This window comes from Kluyvera sp. EC_51 (assembly GCF_019584505.1).
Lineage (GTDB): Bacteria > Pseudomonadota > Gammaproteobacteria > Enterobacterales > Enterobacteriaceae > Kluyvera > Kluyvera sichuanensis.
The window spans coordinates 53,400-72,133 of sequence record NZ_VDAG01000105.1; the positions used below are offsets into that span (position 1 = coordinate 53,400).

Consider the following 18,734-nt stretch of genomic DNA (forward strand, 5'->3'; position numbering starts at 1 on the left):
GACCCATGCACAATTCAGGGTCTCGGGCGACAGGCACAAAACGGAGAGAAACTATGTTTGAACCTATGGAACTGACCAACGACGCGGTGATTAAAGTCATCGGCGTCGGTGGCGGCGGCGGTAATGCCGTTGAACACATGGTGCGCGAACGCATCGAAGGTGTTGAGTTTTTTGCTGTTAACACCGATGCGCAGGCACTGCGTAAAACGGCGGTTGGCCAGACTATCCAGATTGGTAGCGGTATTACCAAAGGTCTGGGTGCTGGGGCAAACCCAGAAGTCGGTCGCAACGCGGCTGATGAAGACCGTGAAGCACTGCGCGCTGCGTTAGATGGTGCAGACATGGTGTTCATCGCAGCAGGCATGGGCGGCGGTACCGGTACCGGTGCAGCGCCAGTGGTTGCTGAAGTGGCTAAAGATTTAGGTATCCTGACCGTCGCTGTCGTGACTAAGCCTTTCAACTTTGAAGGCAAGAAGCGTATGGCGTTTGCGGAGCAGGGTATTACCGAACTGTCCAAGCACGTGGACTCCCTGATCACCATCCCGAACGACAAGCTGCTGAAAGTTCTGGGCCGCGGTATCTCCCTGCTTGACGCGTTTGGCGCGGCGAACGACGTGCTGAAAGGCGCGGTACAGGGTATCGCTGAGCTGATCACCCGTCCTGGCCTGATGAACGTCGACTTCGCGGACGTCCGTACTGTAATGTCCGAAATGGGCTATGCAATGATGGGCTCCGGTGTGGCAAGCGGTGAAGACCGTGCGGAAGAAGCGGCTGAAATGGCTATCTCTTCTCCGCTGCTGGAAGACATCGACCTGTCCGGCGCACGTGGCGTTCTGGTCAACATCACCGCGGGCTTCGACCTGCGTCTGGATGAGTTCGAAACCGTAGGTAATACTATCCGTGCGTTCGCGTCGGACAATGCCACCGTGGTTATCGGTACGTCCCTTGACCCGGATATGAACGACGAACTGCGTGTTACCGTTGTTGCCACCGGTATTGGCATGGACAAGCGTCCTGAGATCACCCTGGTGACCAACAAGCAGACGCAGCAGCCTGCGCTGGATCGCTATCAGCAGCACGGTATGGCGCCGCTGACGCAAGAACAGAAACCGGCAGCTAAAGTGGTTAACGACAATACGCCGCAGACCACTAAAGAACCGGATTACCTGGATATCCCGGCATTCCTGCGCAAGCAAGCTGATTAAGAATTAGCTGGAAGTTGGGAATCTGCGCTCTTTGTGCTAAACTGGCCCACCGAATGTGTTATACACTTCGGTTGGATAGTTAATTTGGCGAGATTATACGATGATCAAACAAAGGACTCTTAAACGTATCGTTCAGGCGACTGGCGTCGGTTTACACACCGGCAAAAAGGTCACACTGACGTTACGCCCTGCGCCGGCAAATACCGGGGTCATCTATCGTCGCACCGACTTGAATCCTCCGGTAGATTTCCCGGCCGATGCCAAATCTGTGCGTGATACTATGCTCTGTACTTGCCTGGTCAACGAGCATGACGTGCGGATTTCTACCGTAGAGCACCTCAACGCCGCGCTGGCGGGCCTGGGTATCGACAACATCGTTGTTGAAGTCGATGCACCAGAAATCCCGATTATGGACGGTAGTGCTGCGCCATTCGTTTATCTGTTGCTGGATGCCGGCATCGATGAACTGAACTGCGCGAAGAAATTCGTCCGTATTAAAGACACCGTTCGCGTTGAAGATGGCGATAAGTGGGCTGAATTCAAACCGTACAATGGTTTCTCGTTGGACTTTACCATCGACTTTAACCACCCGGCGATTGATTCCAGCACGCAGCGTTATGCGATGAACTTCTCCGCAGATGCGTTCATGCGCCAGATCAGCCGTGCCCGTACTTTCGGTTTCATGCGTGATATCGAATATCTGCAGTCCCGCGGCCTGTGCCTGGGCGGCAGCTTCGATTGTGCCATCGTTGTTGACGATTATCGCGTACTGAACGAAGACGGCCTGCGTTTTGAAGATGAATTCGTTCGTCACAAAATGCTGGATGCTATCGGTGACTTGTTCATGTGTGGTCACAACATTATTGGTGCATTTACCGCGTACAAATCCGGTCATGCGCTCAATAACAAACTTCTGCAAGCGGTCCTGGCAAAACAGGAAGCTTGGGAATTCGTGACCTTCCAGGACGACGCAGAACTGCCGCTGGCGTTCAAAGCACCATCAATGGTTCTGGCGTAAGCCTGACCATCGCGTAAATTCGACTGGCAACCTGGCACTCTCTCCGGTCAGGGAACCAGTCGTTTTTCTTTTTAGCGCTCGAAATTTCTCTTTCCCGCCGTCAGTGTCTTTGTAAAGATCACACACTTGTGCAACCGCTGCTTTCTTAACCCGTTTTTCGGTGATGATTTCGTCATTCCTGCTGTCGCAGCGCTGCATTAATGATAATATCTTGGCGCGAAAATAGAATAACGGTACTTAAACCGAAGGTGGAACATTACGTGAGTGGAATGCTGACGCGTTGGCGACAGTTTGGCAGACGCTACTTCTGGCCGCATCTCCTGTTGGGGATGGTTGCTGCCAGCTTTGGCTTGCCTGCACTTGCGAGTAATACCGAGCCAGCGTCGCCTGCCCGCGAGACCACCAGTAACCATCATCCGTCGCAGAAAATCGATTTCACGCAGCTGGCGCGCCTTGAGAACAACCGCCGCCCATCCTTTAGCGTGGACTACTGGCATCAGCATGCCATTCGCACGGTTATTCGCCACCTCTCTTTTGCCATGGCGCCTACCGCGTCACCGGTTGCCGAGCCCGCGTCGCCGCTTCAGGCTGCACAGCATCTGGCTCTGCTCGACACGCTCAACGCGTTACTCAATGTTGAAAGTCAGCCGCCGGCGGTGATCGCCCAGGCTGTCATTTTACCTGCTTTACCCCCTCACGCTTTTAGCATCCCGACCTGGATAAGCCAGGTGCAGGGCATCCGCGCCGGGCCGCAGCGCCTCGTCTGAAAATAACCGCTTTATATCCTTTATTTTTCTGACTCCGAAATGTCGGGGCGTTTGAGATTTTATTATGTTAATCAAATTATTGACCAAAGTTTTTGGTAGTCGTAACGACCGTACCCTGCGCCGCATGCGTAAAGCTGTAGGCATCATCAATGCGATGGAACCGGAGATGGAAAAACTCTCCGACGACGAGCTGAAAGCGAAAACCAACGAATTCCGTGCGCGCATTGAGAAAGGCGAATCCGTTGAGAGCCTGATCCCAGAAGCGTTTGCTGTGGTTCGTGAAGCGAGTAAGCGTGTGTTTGGCATGCGTCACTTCGACGTACAGCTGCTCGGCGGTATGGTTCTGAATGACCGCTGCATCGCGGAAATGCGTACCGGTGAAGGTAAAACCCTGACCGCAACGCTACCGGCTTACCTGAACGCACTGTCCGGCAAAGGCGTGCACGTGGTGACCGTCAACGACTATCTGGCGCAGCGTGACGCCGAAAACAACCGTCCACTGTTCGAATTCCTCGGCATGACCGTTGGTATCAACATGTCCGGCCTGCCAGCACCTGCTAAGCGTGAAGCCTACAACGCGGACATCACCTACGGTACCAACAACGAATACGGTTTTGACTACCTGCGTGACAACATGGCATTCAGCCCGGAAGAGCGCGTACAGCGTAAACTGCACTATGCGCTGGTCGATGAAGTTGACTCCATCCTGATCGATGAAGCGCGTACGCCGCTTATCATCTCCGGTCCGGCGGAAGACAGCTCCGAAATGTACAAGAAAGTGAACAAAATCATTCCTCACCTGGTGCGCCAGGAGAAGGAAGATTCCGACACCTTCCAGGGTGAAGGTCACTTCTCCGTTGACGAAAAATCTCGCCAGGTAAACCTGACCGAACGCGGTCTGGTGCTGATTGAAGAGCTGCTGGTGAACGAAGGCATTATGGAAGAAGGCGAGTCCCTGTACTCTCCAGCTAACATCATGCTGATGCACCACGTTACCGCTGCGCTGCGCGCCCACGTGCTGTTCACCCGCGACGTTGACTATATCGTCAAAGATGGCGAAGTTATCATCGTCGATGAACACACCGGTCGTACCATGCAGGGCCGTCGCTGGTCCGATGGTCTGCACCAGGCGGTGGAAGCGAAAGAAGGCGTTGAGATCCAGAACGAAAACCAGACTCTGGCGTCCATCACCTTCCAGAACTACTTCCGTCTGTACGAAAAGCTGGCCGGTATGACCGGTACGGCGGACACCGAAGCCTTCGAATTCAGCTCTATCTACAAGCTGGATACCGTCGTGGTGCCAACTAACCGCCCAATGATCCGTAAAGATATGCCGGATCTGGTCTACATGACCGAAGCGGAAAAAATTCAGGCGATCATCGAAGATATTAAAGAGCGTACTGCCGCGGGCCAACCGGTGCTGGTCGGTACTATCTCTATCGAAAAATCTGAAGTGGTTTCCCATGAGCTGACCAAAGCGGGCATCAAGCACAACGTACTGAACGCCAAATTCCACGCCAGCGAAGCAGATATCGTTGCTCAGGCGGGTTATCCTGCGGCCGTGACCATCGCTACCAACATGGCGGGTCGTGGTACCGATATTATGCTGGGTGGTAGCTGGCAGGCAGAAGTCGCGCAGCTGGAAGATCCAACGCCAGAACAGATTGCTCAGATCAAAGCCGATTGGCAGGTTCGTCACGACGCCGTTCTGGCGGCAGGTGGTCTGCACATCATTGGTACCGAACGTCACGAATCTCGTCGTATCGATAACCAGCTTCGTGGTCGTTCCGGCCGTCAGGGTGATGCGGGTTCTTCCCGTTTCTACCTGTCTATGGAAGATGCCCTGATGCGTATCTTTGCCTCTGACCGCGTGTCCGGCATGATGCGTAAACTGGGGATGAAGCCGGGGGAAGCTATCGAGCACCCATGGGTGACGAAAGCGATTGCCAACGCACAGCGTAAAGTAGAAAGCCGTAACTTCGATATTCGTAAGCAGCTGCTGGAATATGATGACGTTGCCAACGACCAGCGTCGCGCTATCTACACCCAGCGTAACGAACTGCTGGACGTGTCTGACGTGAGCGAAACCATCAACAGCATCCGCGAAGATGTCTTCAAAGCGACCATTGATGCGCACATTCCGCCGCAGTCTCTGGAAGAGATGTGGGATATCCCTGGCCTGCAGGAACGTCTGAAAAACGACTTCGACCTCGAACTGCCTATCTCTGAGTGGCTGGACAAAGAGCCTGAGCTGCACGAAGAGACGCTGCGCGAGCGTATTCTGGCCAGCGCCGTTGAGGTTTATCAGCGTAAAGAAGAAGTGGTTGGCACCGAAATGATGCGTCACTTCGAAAAAGGCGTGATGCTGCAGACCCTCGACTCCCTGTGGAAAGAGCACCTGGCGGCGATGGACTACCTGCGTCAGGGTATCCACCTGCGTGGCTATGCGCAGAAAGATCCAAAGCAGGAATACAAGCGTGAATCCTTCGCCATGTTCGCCGCGATGCTGGAGTCACTGAAATATGAAGTGATCAGCACCCTGAGCAAGGTTCAGGTGCGTATGCCGGAAGAAGTGGAAGAGATGGAGCAGCAGCGTCGTCTGGAAGCTGAACGTCTGGCGCAGATGCAGCAGCTGAGCCATAAGAGCGATGACGAAGCCGTTGCAGAGGATCTGGCTGCACAAACTGGCGATCGTAAAGTGGGTCGTAACGATCCGTGCCCTTGTGGTTCCGGCAAAAAATTCAAACAGTGCCACGGCCGTCTGAGCTAAGGTCACGATAACAAGACAAAAGGCGCAGATTACTGCGCCTTTTTTATGGATAAGACAAAATGAAAATACTGCAAATATCCGTTGGCATCATTCGCAATACTGCTGGTGAGATCTACATTACCCAGCGCGCTGCCGACGCACATATGGCCCATAAATGGGAGTTTCCCGGCGGGAAAATTGAAGCCGGCGAAACGCCTCAGGATGCGGTTATCCGTGAACTGCAGGAGGAGGTGGGCATAACAGCCACGTCGCTGCATCAGTTTGATAAGCTGGAATATCAGTTCCCGGACCGCCACATTACGCTGTGGTTCTGGCTGGTTGACGGTTGGGAAGGTGAGCCGTGGGGTAAAGAAGGGCAGCCGGGACGCTGGGTAGCGCAGCAGAAACTGGTCGCGGAGGAGTTTCCGCCAGCGAACGCACCGGTGATTGAAAAGCTGATCGCAGAGTAAGATTTGTAGCCCGGACGAGGTGCGTTAGCGCCGACTCCGGGAAGTCCCCGGCATCACTACGCTCGGCTGGGCTACCTTGGGTTTACTGCTGGTCTTCGCTCCAGTCGTCGCTCTCGGAGAGATCGCCGCTGCTGGGAATACGCTTCTCTTCAGCCGCCCATTCGCCGAGATCGATCAGCTGGCAGCGTTTGGAGCAGAATGGGCGATAGGGGCTCTGTTCGCCCCAGATAACCGGTTTGTTGCAGGTTGGGCAGTTTACCGTGGTGACGTCAGACATGGTCTCTCCTTAGCAGCAGGCCAGTTCAAAATCCAGACGCTCTGGCACCAGGCCATGCTCGCTATCCAACGGCATAAAGCGGATGGCAAAGCGGCTCTTGTGCCCGGAGATCTGCGGATACAGCTGCGAGGTAATTTCCAGCTTCAGGCGCAGCAGATCGGCATCTTCACCGTTGTCCTGGTAGAAACCGTTAAGACTGGTCTGTTTGCGGAACTGTGCTGAGTTGCGCACCAGATCGAGAATCAGCGACAGCGCTTGATTCAGCGGCGCCAGGCTTTCCAGCCAGGTATCAACCTGTGCATCGCGTTGATGCTGCTTTGAGTGCAGCCAGATATGCAGCGTAGGCAAATCAAAGCTGCAGCAGCCGCCCGGAATGCTCAGACGCTGGCGAACCAGCGCAATCAACCGATCTTCACGCAGAAATTGCCCTACGCGCGGCGCGGCCATCAGGATACTGCTGCTGTTCTTTAACTGCTGGCGCAGAGCATCAATACGGGTTAAGTCCACGCCTTCAACTTCGCTCCAGGCGTTCAGTTTGCGCTGCTGGCGCTCTAGTTCTTTGAGCAGTTCGGTGCGGATATCGCCGCGCTCGAACACATCCAGTAAATCCCCTACATTGCGAAAAAAATGCAGTGCGCTGGCGTGATCCCTGATGGGTAAATTGGCGTTCAATTGTTCCGTCAGAAATTCAATACGCAGCCAGGTACGCATTTTTTCGTTCAGGGGATGCTCAAAAAGGATGTGGGTGTGCATTACGATTTTTCCTGTGATACAGCCTGTGCCGCGAGCTCAAGATAGAGGGCGTGAAGGCGAGCGACATCCGATGCAATCGCATCTGGTGTGCCGTTGTTATTAATGACGTCATCAGCTACCGCCAGACGCGCTTCGCGAGTGGCCTGGGCAGCAAGGATATTTTCCGCATGCTCTCGCGACACCTGGTCACGCTGCATGGTTCTAAGAAGCTGGGTTTCACGTGACACATCGACGACCAGTACGCGATCGGCCCGCTCGTAGAGTTTGTTTTCCACCAGCAGAGGAACAACCCACAGTACATAAGGCGAGGTCGCCTGCTGTAGTTGGCGCTGTGTTTCTTGCTGAATGAGGGGATGCAGTAGGGCGTTTAGCCAGGTTTTTTCATCGGGGTGGGCGAAAATATGTTCGCGTAGTACACGACGATTTAGCGCGCCTTCCTCGGTCAGAATAGATGCGCCGAAATGTTCGGCAATGGCCGCTAGCGCCGGTGTACCCGTTTCGACAACCTGACGGGCAATAATATCGGCATCAATAACGTAAATACCCAGGCGAAAAAATGCATCAGCGACCGTACTTTTGCCGCTTCCGATGCCGCCTGTTAACGCTACTGTGTAAGTCATACCGCTTAGCCCTGGATTTTTAGTATTAAAATCATTTGGTTAAAAAACTGACGGACCAAGTGAGTGGATCAACGATACACGGCACTAATCGCCAGGTAAATTTATGGGATTGTAGCGTAAAAAAAGTGAAATTCGCAGTCTTGCGAAGCCCTGATTAGTGCGTATGATTGCATTACTGGAGTTGTGCTCTCAATTTAATTGCCATTAACCCCAGGAATTCGCACATGCGTATCGAAGAAGATCTGAAATTAGGTTTCAAAGACGTTCTTATCCGCCCTAAACGCTCTACTCTTAAAAGCCGTTCCGATGTTGAACTGGAACGCGAATTCACCTTTAAACATTCAGGACAACGCTGGTCTGGCGTGCCGATCATTGCTGCGAATATGGACTCCGTGGGTACCTTCGGGATGGCAAAAGCACTGGCCTCTTTCGATATCCTCACCGCCGTACACAAGCACTACACTGTTGAACAGTGGAGCGCGTTTGTTCAGGCTGAGTCTGAAGACGTCCTGCGTCACGTGATGGTATCGACCGGCACCTCCGATGCTGATTTCGAAAAAACGCAGCAGATCCTGAAACTGCACCCGTCGCTGAATTTCGTCTGCATTGACGTGGCGAACGGTTACTCCGAGCACTTCGTTCAGTTCGTGGCAAAAGCACGTGCAGCCTGGCCGACCAAAACCATCTGCGCAGGCAACGTGGTGACGGGTGAAATGTGCGAAGAGCTGATTCTGTCCGGCGCTGATATCGTGAAAGTGGGTATTGGCCCAGGTTCCGTGTGCACCACCCGTGTGAAAACCGGTGTGGGCTATCCGCAGCTGTCTGCGGTTATCGAATGTGCCGACGCCGCGCACGGCCTCGGCGGTCAAATCGTCAGTGATGGCGGTTGCACCATGCCGGGCGATGTGGCTAAGGCATTCGGCGGCGGCGCAGACTTCGTGATGCTTGGCGGTATGCTGGCTGGTCACGATGAGAGCGGTGGTACCGTAGTGGAAGAAAACGGCGAAAAATTCATGCTGTTCTACGGCATGAGCTCTGAGTCAGCGATGAAGCGTCACGTTGGTGGCGTTGCGCAGTACCGCGCGGCCGAAGGCAAAACCGTTAAGCTGCCGCTGCGCGGACCGGTTGATAACACCGCGCGTGACATCCTGGGCGGCCTGCGTTCTGCCTGTACCTACGTTGGGGCATCGCGCTTAAAAGAGCTGACCAAACGCACCACCTTTATCCGTGTACAGGAACAAGAGAACCGCGTGTTCAACAGCCTGTAATTCGCTCACGCTGGCGCACCCTGCGCCAGCGTTATCCCATTCCGCCACTGATGGCATCGCCCAGATGAAAAATGGGCAGATACATCGCCACCACCAGCGTCCCGATAATTACCCCGGTCACAATCAATAGCGCAGGCTCTAGCAGCGCGGTTAAATTCTCGGCTAAATTTTGCGTGTGTTCATGATGATGACGGGCAAGGTTCTCCAGCATGTCATCCAGCGCACCAGACGTCTCGCCGATTCTCACCAACTGTAAGCATAAGGGCGTAAAGGCGCGGCTGTTTTCCATCGCCTGCCAGATAGCGCTGCCTTGCGCTATCTCCTGGCGTAACGTTGTCACGACGTCTCGCCACCACGGGCAGTTCAGCGTCTCTTCAACGGTTTCCAGCCCCTGTAAAAATGCGATCCCTGCGCGCTGTGTCAGCGCCAGCACGGTAAATATCTGGCTAAGCCTCTGGCGATGGATAAGCGTTCCCATTACCGGTAGTGACAAGAGCACCCGCTGGCGGAGGCGCAGCCAAGGTGGATGGTGGCGTAGTGCGGCGTTGATTCCTGGCGGTAAAAGCAGTATCCCAATGATTAACGCAAGCCACTGCTCAATGAATGCCGCTGTTGCCATCACCGCGAGGGTCAGCGCGGGAAGCGGGGTATTAAAGGTGCGGTAAATGGCGGTGAATTCTGGCAGCACAAACCCGACCATGGCCATGACTACCAGCACGGCGAGCGACAGAATAATCAGCGGGTAGCGCAGGGCTTTTTTTACTTTGGCTTTTAACAGCAGTTCGGCCTTCTGCTGATGGGCGAGCGCCAGACAGCAGTGCTCTAATTTACCGGTGATTTCGCCGGTGCGAATCATCGACAGATAGATCGGGGGAAATGCCTGCGGCCACTGCTGAAGGCCCTCAGAGAGCGAGATGCTCTGTGCCAGTCGTTCGGCAAGCGTGCTGAGCAGCGCCCGCCACTGCGGCGCAGGGTGCTGCTCAGCAAGAAGCGCTAGCCCGTCGGAGAGCGTGAGACCGGCCTGTAGCAGCGTGGCGAGCTGGCTGATAACCGCGCTGCTATGCTGCACTCGCCATAAGGCGCCGTTGACCGTCCGGCGTTTCAGTTTTGTCACGGTGATGTGCTGGCGCTGTAAGGCCAACAGTGCCGCCGGCCGATGGGCCGCCCACAGGGTACCGCTTTGTGCGTCGCCGTCGGCCGTTAATCCCCGCCAGTACCATAGCTGTTCACTCATCTTTCGGCATTCCGAGAACGCGGAATAGCTCTTCCTGCGTTGTCAGCCCTTGTTCGACAGCCAGGCAGCCGCTTTCAAATAGCGTACTCATACCCGCCAGCCGGGCGTGGTTCATGAGTTCAGCAGGCGTTGCGCCATTGGCAATACCCTGGCGTATGGGCGCGGTGACGGGGAGAACCTCAAACAGCGCCAGGCGCCCCTGATAGCCGCCGTAGCAGTGGCGGCAACCGGGAGCCGCCCAGTGCGGCAGCGGGCGTTGCCATAGGGCGTGTGGGAACCTGTGCTCACCGCTGGTTTTCTGGCGGCAGTGCGGGCACAGCTTGCGCACCAGACGCTGTGCGACAACCATCACCAGCGCCGATGACACCATCCAGCGCGCTACCCCCATTTGTTCTAAGCGGATTAAGGTTTCGACCGTTGAGTTGGTATGCAGCGTTGAGAGCACCAGATGCCCGGTTTGCGCCGCTTTGATGGCTATCTCCGCCGTTTCACCGTCGCGGATTTCGCCGACCATCACAATATCCGGGTCCTGACGTAGCAGGGATCGCAGGACGCTTTGAAAGGTCAGCCCGCTTTTCACGCTCACCTGAGTCTGATTAAGACCATCCAGCGGAATTTCGATAGGGTCTTCCACGCTGCAAATATTCACCTCAGTATGGTTCAGGCTTTGCAGTGCGCTATAGAGCGTGACCGTTTTCCCACTGCCGGTAGGGCCGGTCACCAGGATAAGCCCTTGCGGCTGACTCAGTGCGGCCTGAAATAGTTCTAAGGCCGTGGATGACATGCCGAGGCGCTGGAGATCCAACGCCTGTTCGACCTTATGTAGCAAACGCAGCACCACCTTTTCGCCGTAGCGGCAGGGCAGCGTCGAGATGCGAAAGGAGAGCGGCTTCCCAGCGATATCCAGCGTAAATTGACCATCCTGCGGCAATCGACGTTCAGCAATATCCAGGTTGCCGAGCACCTTGAGGCGGGCAATCAGTGGCGTCATCAGCGGCAGCGGTACCGTGGGTAGCGCATGCAGCACACCGTCTACCCGCAACCGGATGCGCAGGTAGTGTTCTGAAGGTTCAAAATGGATATCGGATGCCCGCTGCGATAGCGCCTGCTTGAGGAGACGATCGAGTCTGACTACCACGTTGTCACTCTCTTCGGGAACGGCTGATGTCGCCTTCTGAGCATTTTGCTCCAGGTATTTGTCCATTCGCTCCTGGTCCCAGCACTCAATATCGACCCGCTTTTGGGTTGCGAAGCGCAAGGCCTCCAGCAGTTCCCCTGGCGGCGCGCCGACGACGGCAATATTCAGCTCCCCTTCGTCGTTATTCAGCAGCACCGCGTGATGGCGCTGGCACAGCGTTAACAGCTGTTCGTTTTTCATGGTGAGAGCCCTGGTTTATTGTGCGTCAAAGCGGAAGACATCCTCACAGGCTTGCTGCAAGGCGCTGTCGCTCTGGATAGCGCAGGTACGCTGCCAGCCGGTAATGCCATTGGCGTTATCCCAACCGGGGACCAGCGTAACGCTCAAGCCGTTCAGACTCTCTTGCCCGGTGAGCGTGACCGTGCCTTTGGCAATGCTCATGCCTGAGACGTAGCGCGTGGTGGTCGGTGAAGGAATACCGTTACTGCCCGCATCGCAGTTATCCACGCCGCCGCGATCGAGCGCGCAGAGTTCGACCGCCGTACGATAGGGAACGAAGGTTTGTAGCATGTCGGTGAGTGCGGCTTTGCGCAGGTAGTTCTGATAGGCCGGAATGCCGATGGCGCTGAGAATGGCGATAATGCCGATAACCACCATCAGTTCGATAAGAGTGAAGCCCTTTTGATTGTCCATGATCTGCTCCTTGCTGAATCTGGTGCCACTGTGTCAGAGCGGTACCGGCATCGCGAGGGACAAAAACGCAGACAGGAAACGGCCTTCCAGATTTTTTACAGCAGTTGCAGCGTTGCAGGGGATAGGGGAATCAGGTTCGAAAAAAATGCCCTCGCGCAGGAGGGCATCGGGTGACGATTTAGCGGAAACGCATGGAGAGGTCGAGGGCGCGGACGTGCTTGGTCAACGCGCCGACGGAGATGTAGTCCACGCCGGTTTCGGCAAATTCACGGAGGGTGTCGAAGGTGACGTTGCCGGAGACTTCCAGCTGTGCCTGGCCTTGGGTGATGTTCACCGCTTCACGCATCTGCTCGGTATTGAAGTTATCGAGCATGATGATATCGGCCCCGGCCTTCAGCGCTTCGGTTAGCTCCTGCAGGCTTTCCACTTCGACTTCCACCGGAACGTCCGGGTGTAGCCAGAAGGCTTTTTCTACCGCCTGACGCACGGAGCCGGAGGCAATAATGTGGTTCTCTTTAATCAGAAACGCGTCGGAAAGCCCCAGACGATGGTTTGCGCCGCCGCCACACAGTACGGCATATTTCAGCGCGGTGCGCAGGCCCGGCAACGTTTTACGGGTATCCAGCAGTTGGGTGTGGGTGCCTTCCAGCAGTTCGACGTATTTGCGGACTTCACTGGCCACGCCGGAGAGCGTTTGCACGAAGTTCAGCGCGGTGCGTTCACCGGTCAGCAGGACGCGGGAAGGTCCATCGATTTCAAACAGTGGCTGGTCGGCTTTCACCGCGTCGCCGTCGGCTACATGCCAGGTGAGCGTGACGTCGTCGCCGGCGAGCTGAATAAAGACCTCTTCAACCCAGCGTTTGCCGCAAAATACGCCGTCTTCACGGGTGATGACGACGGCATGTGAATGGCTGTTTTCCGGCAGCAGTTGTGCGGTAATATCATTATGGGCATCAACTTCTCCTCCCAGATCTTCACGCAGCGCTTGGGCAACCGCGTTAGGGATATCGAGGTTGATACGTTCAAGTAGCGCGTCACGTCGATGGTCTGAGTTATAACGGCGAGGCGGCATAATAAAGCTCCAAATTGGTAACGATGCGAAAGTTTGAAACATGCTACTCTGAACCGACTGGCATAACCATATATACTCGTCGTACTTCAAGCCGCAGCTGCGTTAGCTTCCCCAGTCACGTACTTATGTACGCTCCCGGGGATTCGCTGCGTCGCTGCCTTGCTGCAACTTGAATTACTTAGAGTATAAAGGTCGTATACAAGGAGATCCTGAATGCAGTTAGATAAGGGCTGGCTGGTGGGCGTACGGCACGTGCCGTCTCCGCACCATGATGGTCGCCCGGAGGATGAAGCGCCTTCATTGTTGGTTGTGCATAATATTAGTCTGCCGCCAGGCCAGTTTGGCGGTCCGTGGATTGATGCGCTGTTTACCGGCACGATCGACCCCGATGCCGATCCGTTCTTTGCGGAAATCGCCCATTTGCGTGTATCTGCTCACTGCCTGATTCGCCGGGATGGCGAAATTGTGCAGTACGTTCCTTTTGATAAACGCGCCTGGCATGCTGGAGTCTCTTCCTATCATGGCCGTGAGCGCTGCAATGATTTTTCTATCGGCATTGAGCTTGAAGGTACCGATACGCTGGCCTATACCGATGAACAGTACCAGCAGTTGGCGGCGTTAACCCAGTTGCTTATTCGCGAGTACCCCGCGATCGCCGACAATATGACCGGCCACTGTGATATTGCGCCCGTGCGTAAAACTGACCCCGGTCCAGCGTTTGATTGGGCCCGTTTTCGTGCACTGGTCACCCCCGTCGAATAAGGAGATGACATGACGCTGTTTACCACGCTTCTGGTTCTGTTTGCGGAGCGACTGTTTAAGCTCGGCGAGCACTGGCAGCTCGATCACCGCCTCGAGACGCTGTTCCGGCGAGTGAAGCACTATTCCATGGCGGCAACGCTGGTGATGACCATCGTGGCGATGGTCATTGTGGGTATTATCCAGCGTGCGCTGGACGGGCTGCTGTTTAACGTTCCGGAACTGCTGTTCTGGATCCTACTGGGCCTGCTTTGCATCGGCGCGGGTCGCGTGCGTATGCATTATCATGCCTATCTTAAAGCGGCATCCCGCGATGATGCCCATGCGCGTGAGGCAATGGCCAGCGAACTGACGATGATCCACGGCGTGCCGGCAGGCTGCGATGAGCGCGAATTCCTGCGGGAGCTGCAAAACGCGCTGCTGTGGATTAACTACCGCTTCTATCTGGCACCGCTGTTCTGGTTCGTTGTGGGCGGTACGTGGGGGCCAGTGGCGCTGATGGGGTATGCGTTTTTACGCGCCTGGCAGTCCTGGCTGGCGCGCTACCAGACGCCGCATCATCGTCTGCAGTCGGGTATTGATGCGATTTTACACGTGGTGGATTGGGTTCCAGTACGCTTGGTCGGCGTGGTGTACGCGCTGGTTGGACATGGTGAGAAAGCGCTTCCGGCGTGGTTTGCGTCACTGGGCGACCGTCACTCTTCGCAGTATCAGGTACTGACCCATCTGGCGCAGTATTCGCTCGCTCGCGAGCCGCATGTGGATAAGGTGGCGACGCCAAAAGCCGCGGTGTCGATGGCGAAGAAGACCTCGTACGCGCTAGTGGTAGTGATGGCGCTGCTGACGATTTACGGAACGTTGGTGTAGTTGAGCGCCTCCCCGGAGTTGACGTGAACGTCTCGTCCGGGCGACAAACAAACGCCCGCAGGTCGCTGCGGGCGGGATAGGTTTACAACGTATCTGCCGGTGGAATACCGAAGTCGGGCATGCCATCCTCTTTCCAGCGCACCGTTTTCAGGCGCGTATGGCGATTCGGGTCATACAGCGGGTCACCTTCAATTTCCGTGTAGTTCCTCGCGTGATAGACCAGCACATCTTCGCCCTCAGGGGTTTGCGTAAAGCAGTTATGCCCCGGCCCATACTGACGATTTTCATAGCTGGTGGTAAACACCGGCTGCGGTGATTTGTGCCAGTTGGCGGGCTGTGTCATATCGGCGTCTTTATCAATCCACAGCAGCCCCATGCAGTAGTTTTCGTCGGTGGCGCTGGCGGAGTAGCTGATAAACAGACGGTTAGCGTGCGTCACCACAGCGGGCCCTTCATTGACCAGAAAACCTCGGCACTCCCAGTCGAACTCCGGTTTGCTGAGCAGCACTGGCTCGCCCTTAATCGTCCACGGGTTTTCCAGCTCGGCCAGATACAGGTTGGAGTTACCGGCGATATCCGGCGATTTCTGCGCCCAGAGATACCACCGTTTTCCCTGATGCTGGAAGGTGGTGGCGTCCAGACAGAAGGTATCGAACGGCGTTTTGACCTGGCCTTTCTCTACCCACGTGCCGGTTAACGGGTCGGCATCGCGACATTCCAGTGCAAACATGCGATGCTGGATCATTCCCAGCGCATCCAGCGCCTGGGTGTGGGCCGCCGCAAAGTAGATGTACCATTTACCGTCGATAGCATGCAGTTCGGGAGCCCAGATGAGATTGCTCATCGGGCCGCTTTCCGGTTTACGCCAGACCACAACCGGCGCTGCGGTTCTCAGGCTGTCCAGGCTATTGGCGCGACGGATCTCCAGCCGGTCATACTCTGGCACCGAGGCGATAAAGTAGTACGCCCCCTGGTGATGCAGAATAAACGGGTCGGCGCGTTGTTCAATAAAGGGGTTCGGCCAGTTCTTCATCAGGCTTTCCTTGCGTGTTCAGTGGATTGCAACTCTTGCTGGTATTCATTCAGCTCGCGGTAGTTGGTGCGACGCTTTTCCAGATCTTCCTGGATCTGTTTCATCAGGCTACGGTCTACTTTCAGCAGGCGGACGACGCCCGCGGTAATCAGATAGCCTACGCCCGGAATGACGGTGAACAGCAGCATAATGCCGTTGATAGTGGTATCGCTTTGCGCTTTGGCGCCGGCATCGTAGCCGTACCAGGAGAGCAGGAAACCCACCATTGCCCCTGCTACTGCCAGGCCGACTTTCAGGAAGAACAGGTTACCGGAGAAGCTGATGCCGGTAATGCGTTTACCGGTTTTCCATTCGCCGTAGTCATCCACGTCAGCCATCAGCGACCAGTGCAGCGGGGAAGGGATCTGGTGCAGCACGTTCAACAGGAAGTAGAGCACCACAATCAGCGTGGTGGCGTGTGGGTCGAAGAAGTAGAAGGCCACGGAGAAAATCGCCAGCGCAATGTTGGTCCAGAAGAAGACCTGCAGTTTGCACCAGCGGTCGGTCAACACTTTCGCCAGCATACTGCCGATCATCATACCGACCACGCCGAGGCTGATGAAAATAGTCGCGAAGTGGGTGCTTTCCCCCATAACCCAGGTGACGTAATACATGGTCGCCGCCATGCGGATAAAGCCGGGGCAGACGTTACACAGCGTCAGCAGCAGAATGCGTACCCACTGGTCGTTTTTCCAGACGTCTTTTAAATCCTGCTTCAGTTCGTCGTTGGTTTGCACCGCAGGGCGTACGCGTTCGCGTACGGTGGCAAAGCAGAACAGGAACATGCACATGCCGATAAATGCCAGCACGGTCATTGCCATCTGGTAGCCTTTGGCTTTATCCGCGCCGCCGAACCAATCAGCCATTGGCAGCAGGGTCAGCGACAGCAGCAGCGTGGCAATACCGACCAGAACAAAGCGATAGGACTGGCAGGCCACGCGCTCTTTCGGATCGTTGGTAATAACGCTTCCCAGAGAGCAGTAAGGAATGTTGATCGCGGTGTAGGTGATGGAGAGCAGGAAGTAGGTGACAAAGGCATAGATAACTTTGCTGCTATAGCTCCATTCCGGCGTAGTGAACATCAGCACGCTGAAGAGGGCATAGGGGAAGGCTATCCACAGCAGCCAGGGACGAAAGCGGCCATATTTACTGCGAGTGCGGTCGGCCATGGCACCCATGATGGGGTCAGTGACCGCGTCAATCACGCGAATGGACAGCAGCAACACGCCCACCAGCGCCGGGGCTAAACCAAAAATATCGGTATAAAAGTAGTTAACGAACAACATGATGGCGCCGAAGATGATGTTGCATCCCGCGTCGCCCATACCATAGCCAATCTTCTCTTTTACTGACAGTTTACTTGTGTTCATCGCCAGGTCTCTCATGGGGAGTATAGAGACGATTATTGGCCGCAGAATGGGGGAACGCTTAGCAGGATAACGTTGTTGATATGGATAATATTGCTGCTATGGGGAAAGTGTGAAGCAGGTAACAGGCCGTGGTAGCGGTTTGCAGCCGCTACCACATGTGGATAATCAGCGAAGATCGGCGGCTGGAACCAGCACGCGGGTTTTGCCGTAGATGATAGTGAGGATCATCGGGACGCTAAAGGCGACGATAATCGCAAACACTTCATAAATGGCTTTCGACTCTGGCCCGCTAAACAGCCCCAGCTCGAAGACGTTGAGCACCGGCAGGAAGCTGTAGGTTTTGACCTCCAGCAGCCCGGTGATTGCCCCGCCCAGCGCCGCGCCGATACAACCGAAGATAAACAGCATCCGGTACTTCAGGTTCACGCCGTACAGCGCCGGTTCAGTGATACCGAAGAAGGCCGAGATAGAGGCGGAGATAGCTAACTGCTTGTCCTTGAGGTTACGGGCAATAAAGATAGCGCCAAACGCTGCGCCGAACTGCCCCATCACTGCGGACATAAACATCGCCATCACCGTATCGTAGCCGTTAACCTGCATGTTAATCAGGGCAATCGGGATGATCCCCCAGTGCACGCCGAAGACCACAAACAGCTGACCAATTCCCGCCAGTAGCGCACCGGACAGCATCGGACTCAGGTTATAGAGCCAGGTGTAGCTGTTAGCGATACCAATACCGACATAGTCAGCAATGGGGCCAATCACGGTGAAGACCACGAAGCCACTGATAATCAACGACAGGCACGGCACGAACACCAGCGCGGCGATTTCCGGCACCCACTTTTTACACCAGCGCTCGACATAGCTGAGGAACCAGACCGCAAAAATCGCCGGGATCACCGCACCGCCGTAGATTTTCAGCGGGAAGGCGAGGTTGAAGATCTCAACGTGGTCCGGCGTGGCGGCGTCGGTCAGCGGGAAGACCATCGCAGCGGTCAGCGCCAGCGCGGTGAAGCGGTTGGTTTTGAACTTATCCGATGCGGTGACGGCAATAAACAGCGGTAGCATCACGAACACGCCGCTGGAAAGGGCGTTAAAGACCACGAACAGCCAGGATTTGGTCGAAATAAGTTCCAGCGTTTGCAGCAGCACGACCAGACCTTTTACCACCCCAACGCCTGCCAGGACGCCGATGTAAGGGGTAAAAATCGCTGAAAGCGTGCTCAGCAGGCGGTTAAACGCGGACGCCTTCTGCTCTTGCTCCTGCTTATGCACCGGGGCGGCACCCGGTACAAACCGGAAACATAGGTAACACTTTAGACCGGATACATGGGTAACAGTTATAACTGGCATAGAAGAGGAGACTCGCTATGCCCTGGACTGAGACCCGACCTATGCAACG

17 protein-coding genes and 1 pseudogene are annotated in these 18,734 nt (G+C 55.5%); 8 read left to right on the forward strand and 10 right to left on the reverse strand.

From position 1 onward, the window contains the following. Positions 1-53 precede the first annotated feature (53 nt). From ftsZ to mutT, 5 genes are all read left to right on the forward strand, one after another. Positions 54-1,205 (forward strand): cell division protein FtsZ, encoded by a 1,152-nt coding sequence (gene ftsZ / locus FHC49_RS20550; protein WP_035893043.1) that lies wholly within the window; start codon positions 54-56, stop codon positions 1,203-1,205. A gap of 100 nt (positions 1,206-1,305) precedes the next feature. Further along, complete coding sequence (gene lpxC / locus FHC49_RS20555) at positions 1,306-2,223, forward strand: UDP-3-O-acyl-N-acetylglucosamine deacetylase (RefSeq protein WP_185668542.1); 918 nt, start codon at positions 1,306-1,308, stop codon at positions 2,221-2,223. A 260-nt stretch (positions 2,224-2,483) separates the two neighbouring features. Further along, positions 2,484-2,990 carry a secA translation cis-regulator SecM gene (gene secM / locus FHC49_RS20560; RefSeq protein ID WP_220440744.1) on the forward strand — a complete coding sequence of 169 codons (507 nt, stop codon included), beginning with the start codon at positions 2,484-2,486 and terminating at the stop codon, positions 2,988-2,990. Positions 2,991-3,054: 64 nt separating this feature from the next. Next, positions 3,055-5,760, forward strand: coding sequence for a preprotein translocase subunit SecA (gene secA / locus FHC49_RS20565; RefSeq protein ID WP_185668540.1), 2,706 nt, complete (start codon positions 3,055-3,057; stop codon positions 5,758-5,760). A gap of 59 nt (positions 5,761-5,819) precedes the next feature. Then, the gene (mutT, locus tag FHC49_RS20570; RefSeq protein ID WP_220440745.1) at positions 5,820-6,209 is read left to right on the forward strand and encodes an 8-oxo-dGTP diphosphatase MutT; all 390 of its coding nucleotides are present in this window, start codon (positions 5,820-5,822) and stop codon (positions 6,207-6,209) included. A gap of 82 nt (positions 6,210-6,291) precedes the next feature. On the opposite strand, the gene yacG is transcribed toward mutT, so the two are convergent. From yacG to coaE, 3 genes are read right to left on the reverse strand one after another with little or no spacing between them, the layout of a single operon-like run. Further along, positions 6,292-6,486 carry a DNA gyrase inhibitor YacG gene (yacG, locus tag FHC49_RS20575; protein ID WP_185668536.1) on the reverse strand — a complete coding sequence of 65 codons (195 nt, stop codon included), beginning with the start codon at positions 6,484-6,486 and terminating at the stop codon, positions 6,292-6,294. Positions 6,487-6,495: 9 nt separating this feature from the next. Continuing rightward, positions 6,496-7,239: a cell division protein ZapD gene (gene zapD, locus FHC49_RS20580; RefSeq protein WP_185668535.1), complete on the reverse strand. Its 744-nt coding sequence runs from the start codon at positions 7,237-7,239 to the stop codon at positions 6,496-6,498. Beyond that, positions 7,239-7,859, reverse strand: coding sequence for a dephospho-CoA kinase (gene coaE, locus FHC49_RS20585; protein ID WP_220440746.1), 621 nt, complete (start codon positions 7,857-7,859; stop codon positions 7,239-7,241). The genes zapD and coaE overlap by 1 nt, the downstream gene beginning before the upstream one ends. A gap of 224 nt (positions 7,860-8,083) precedes the next feature. Here coaE and FHC49_RS20590 point away from each other — a divergent pair, with 224 nt between their 5' ends. Beyond that, on the forward strand, positions 8,084-9,127 hold the full coding sequence (locus FHC49_RS20590; protein ID WP_185668533.1) for a GMP reductase: 1,044 nt from the start codon (positions 8,084-8,086) through the stop codon (positions 9,125-9,127). Positions 9,128-9,158: 31 nt separating this feature from the next. On the opposite strand, the gene hofC is transcribed toward FHC49_RS20590, so the two are convergent. The 4 genes from hofC to nadC form a co-directional block, all read right to left on the reverse strand. Continuing rightward, positions 9,159-10,361 (reverse strand): protein transport protein HofC, encoded by a 1,203-nt coding sequence (gene hofC, locus FHC49_RS20595; protein ID WP_220440747.1) that lies wholly within the window; start codon positions 10,359-10,361, stop codon positions 9,159-9,161. Then, on the reverse strand, positions 10,354-11,739 hold the full coding sequence (gspE, locus tag FHC49_RS20600; protein ID WP_220440748.1) for a type II secretion system protein GspE: 1,386 nt from the start codon (positions 11,737-11,739) through the stop codon (positions 10,354-10,356). The genes hofC and gspE overlap by 8 nt, the downstream gene beginning before the upstream one ends. 15 nt (positions 11,740-11,754) lie before the next feature. Then, the gene (ppdD, locus tag FHC49_RS20605; RefSeq protein WP_185668528.1) at positions 11,755-12,192 is read right to left on the reverse strand and encodes a prepilin peptidase-dependent pilin; all 438 of its coding nucleotides are present in this window, start codon (positions 12,190-12,192) and stop codon (positions 11,755-11,757) included. 178 nt (positions 12,193-12,370) lie between these two features. Further along, positions 12,371-13,264, reverse strand: coding sequence for a carboxylating nicotinate-nucleotide diphosphorylase (gene nadC, locus FHC49_RS20610; protein ID WP_185668527.1), 894 nt, complete (start codon positions 13,262-13,264; stop codon positions 12,371-12,373). 213 nt (positions 13,265-13,477) lie between these two features. Here nadC and ampD point away from each other — a divergent pair. Then, positions 13,478-14,039: pseudogene (ampD, locus tag FHC49_RS20615) on the forward strand (1,6-anhydro-N-acetylmuramyl-L-alanine amidase AmpD). Next, positions 14,036-14,890 carry a beta-lactamase regulator AmpE gene (gene ampE, locus FHC49_RS20620; RefSeq protein WP_220440749.1) on the forward strand — a complete coding sequence of 285 codons (855 nt, stop codon included), beginning with the start codon at positions 14,036-14,038 and terminating at the stop codon, positions 14,888-14,890. The pseudogene ampD and the gene ampE overlap by 4 nt, the downstream one beginning before the upstream one ends. Positions 14,891-14,972: 82 nt before the next feature. On the opposite strand, the gene FHC49_RS20625 is transcribed toward ampE, so the two are convergent. The 3 genes from FHC49_RS20625 to FHC49_RS20635 all read right to left on the reverse strand — a co-directional run bounded on the left by FHC49_RS20625 (position 14,973) and on the right by FHC49_RS20635 (position 18,607). Beyond that, complete coding sequence (locus FHC49_RS20625; RefSeq protein WP_220440750.1) at positions 14,973-15,923, reverse strand: family 43 glycosylhydrolase; 951 nt, start codon at positions 15,921-15,923, stop codon at positions 14,973-14,975. Next, a complete protein-coding gene (locus FHC49_RS20630) occupies positions 15,923-17,332 on the reverse strand; it encodes a glycoside-pentoside-hexuronide (GPH):cation symporter (protein WP_370631780.1) in 1,410 nt (469 codons plus the stop codon). The genes FHC49_RS20625 and FHC49_RS20630 overlap by 1 nt, the downstream gene beginning before the upstream one ends. Before the next feature lie 165 nt (positions 17,333-17,497). Next, positions 17,498-18,607, reverse strand: coding sequence for a PTS transporter subunit EIIC (locus tag FHC49_RS20635; RefSeq protein ID WP_370631781.1), 1,110 nt, complete (start codon positions 18,605-18,607; stop codon positions 17,498-17,500). Between the last annotated feature and the right edge of the window lie 127 nt (positions 18,608-18,734).

Bases quoted from the DNA above. Each gene is read 5' to 3' on its own strand.
- ftsZ (WP_035893043.1), top strand. From the start codon at position 54: ATGTTTGAACCTATGGAACTGACCAACGACGCGGTGATTAAAGTCATC.
- lpxC (WP_185668542.1), top strand. From the start codon at position 1,306: ATGATCAAACAAAGGACTCTTAAACGTATCGTTCAGGCGACTGGCGTC.
- secA (WP_185668540.1), top strand. From the start codon at position 3,055: ATGTTAATCAAATTATTGACCAAAGTTTTTGGTAGTCGTAACGACCGT.
- mutT (WP_220440745.1), top strand. From the start codon at position 5,820: ATGAAAATACTGCAAATATCCGTTGGCATCATTCGCAATACTGCTGGT.
- yacG (WP_185668536.1), bottom strand. From the start codon at position 6,486: ATGTCTGACGTCACCACGGTAAACTGCCCAACCTGCAACAAACCGGTT.
- zapD (WP_185668535.1), bottom strand. From the start codon at position 7,239: ATGCACACCCACATCCTTTTTGAGCATCCCCTGAACGAAAAAATGCGT.
- coaE (WP_220440746.1), bottom strand. From the start codon at position 7,859: ATGACTTACACAGTAGCGTTAACAGGCGGCATCGGAAGCGGCAAAAGT.
- FHC49_RS20590 (WP_185668533.1), top strand. From the start codon at position 8,084: ATGCGTATCGAAGAAGATCTGAAATTAGGTTTCAAAGACGTTCTTATC.
- hofC (WP_220440747.1), bottom strand. From the start codon at position 10,361: ATGAGTGAACAGCTATGGTACTGGCGGGGATTAACGGCCGACGGCGAC.
- gspE (WP_220440748.1), bottom strand. From the start codon at position 11,739: ATGAAAAACGAACAGCTGTTAACGCTGTGCCAGCGCCATCACGCGGTG.
- ppdD (WP_185668528.1), bottom strand. From the start codon at position 12,192: ATGGACAATCAAAAGGGCTTCACTCTTATCGAACTGATGGTGGTTATC.
- nadC (WP_185668527.1), bottom strand. From the start codon at position 13,264: ATGCCGCCTCGCCGTTATAACTCAGACCATCGACGTGACGCGCTACTT.
- ampE (WP_220440749.1), top strand. From the start codon at position 14,036: ATGACGCTGTTTACCACGCTTCTGGTTCTGTTTGCGGAGCGACTGTTT.
- FHC49_RS20625 (WP_220440750.1), bottom strand. From the start codon at position 15,923: ATGAAGAACTGGCCGAACCCCTTTATTGAACAACGCGCCGACCCGTTT.
- FHC49_RS20630 (WP_370631780.1), bottom strand. From the start codon at position 17,332: ATGAACACAAGTAAACTGTCAGTAAAAGAGAAGATTGGCTATGGTATG.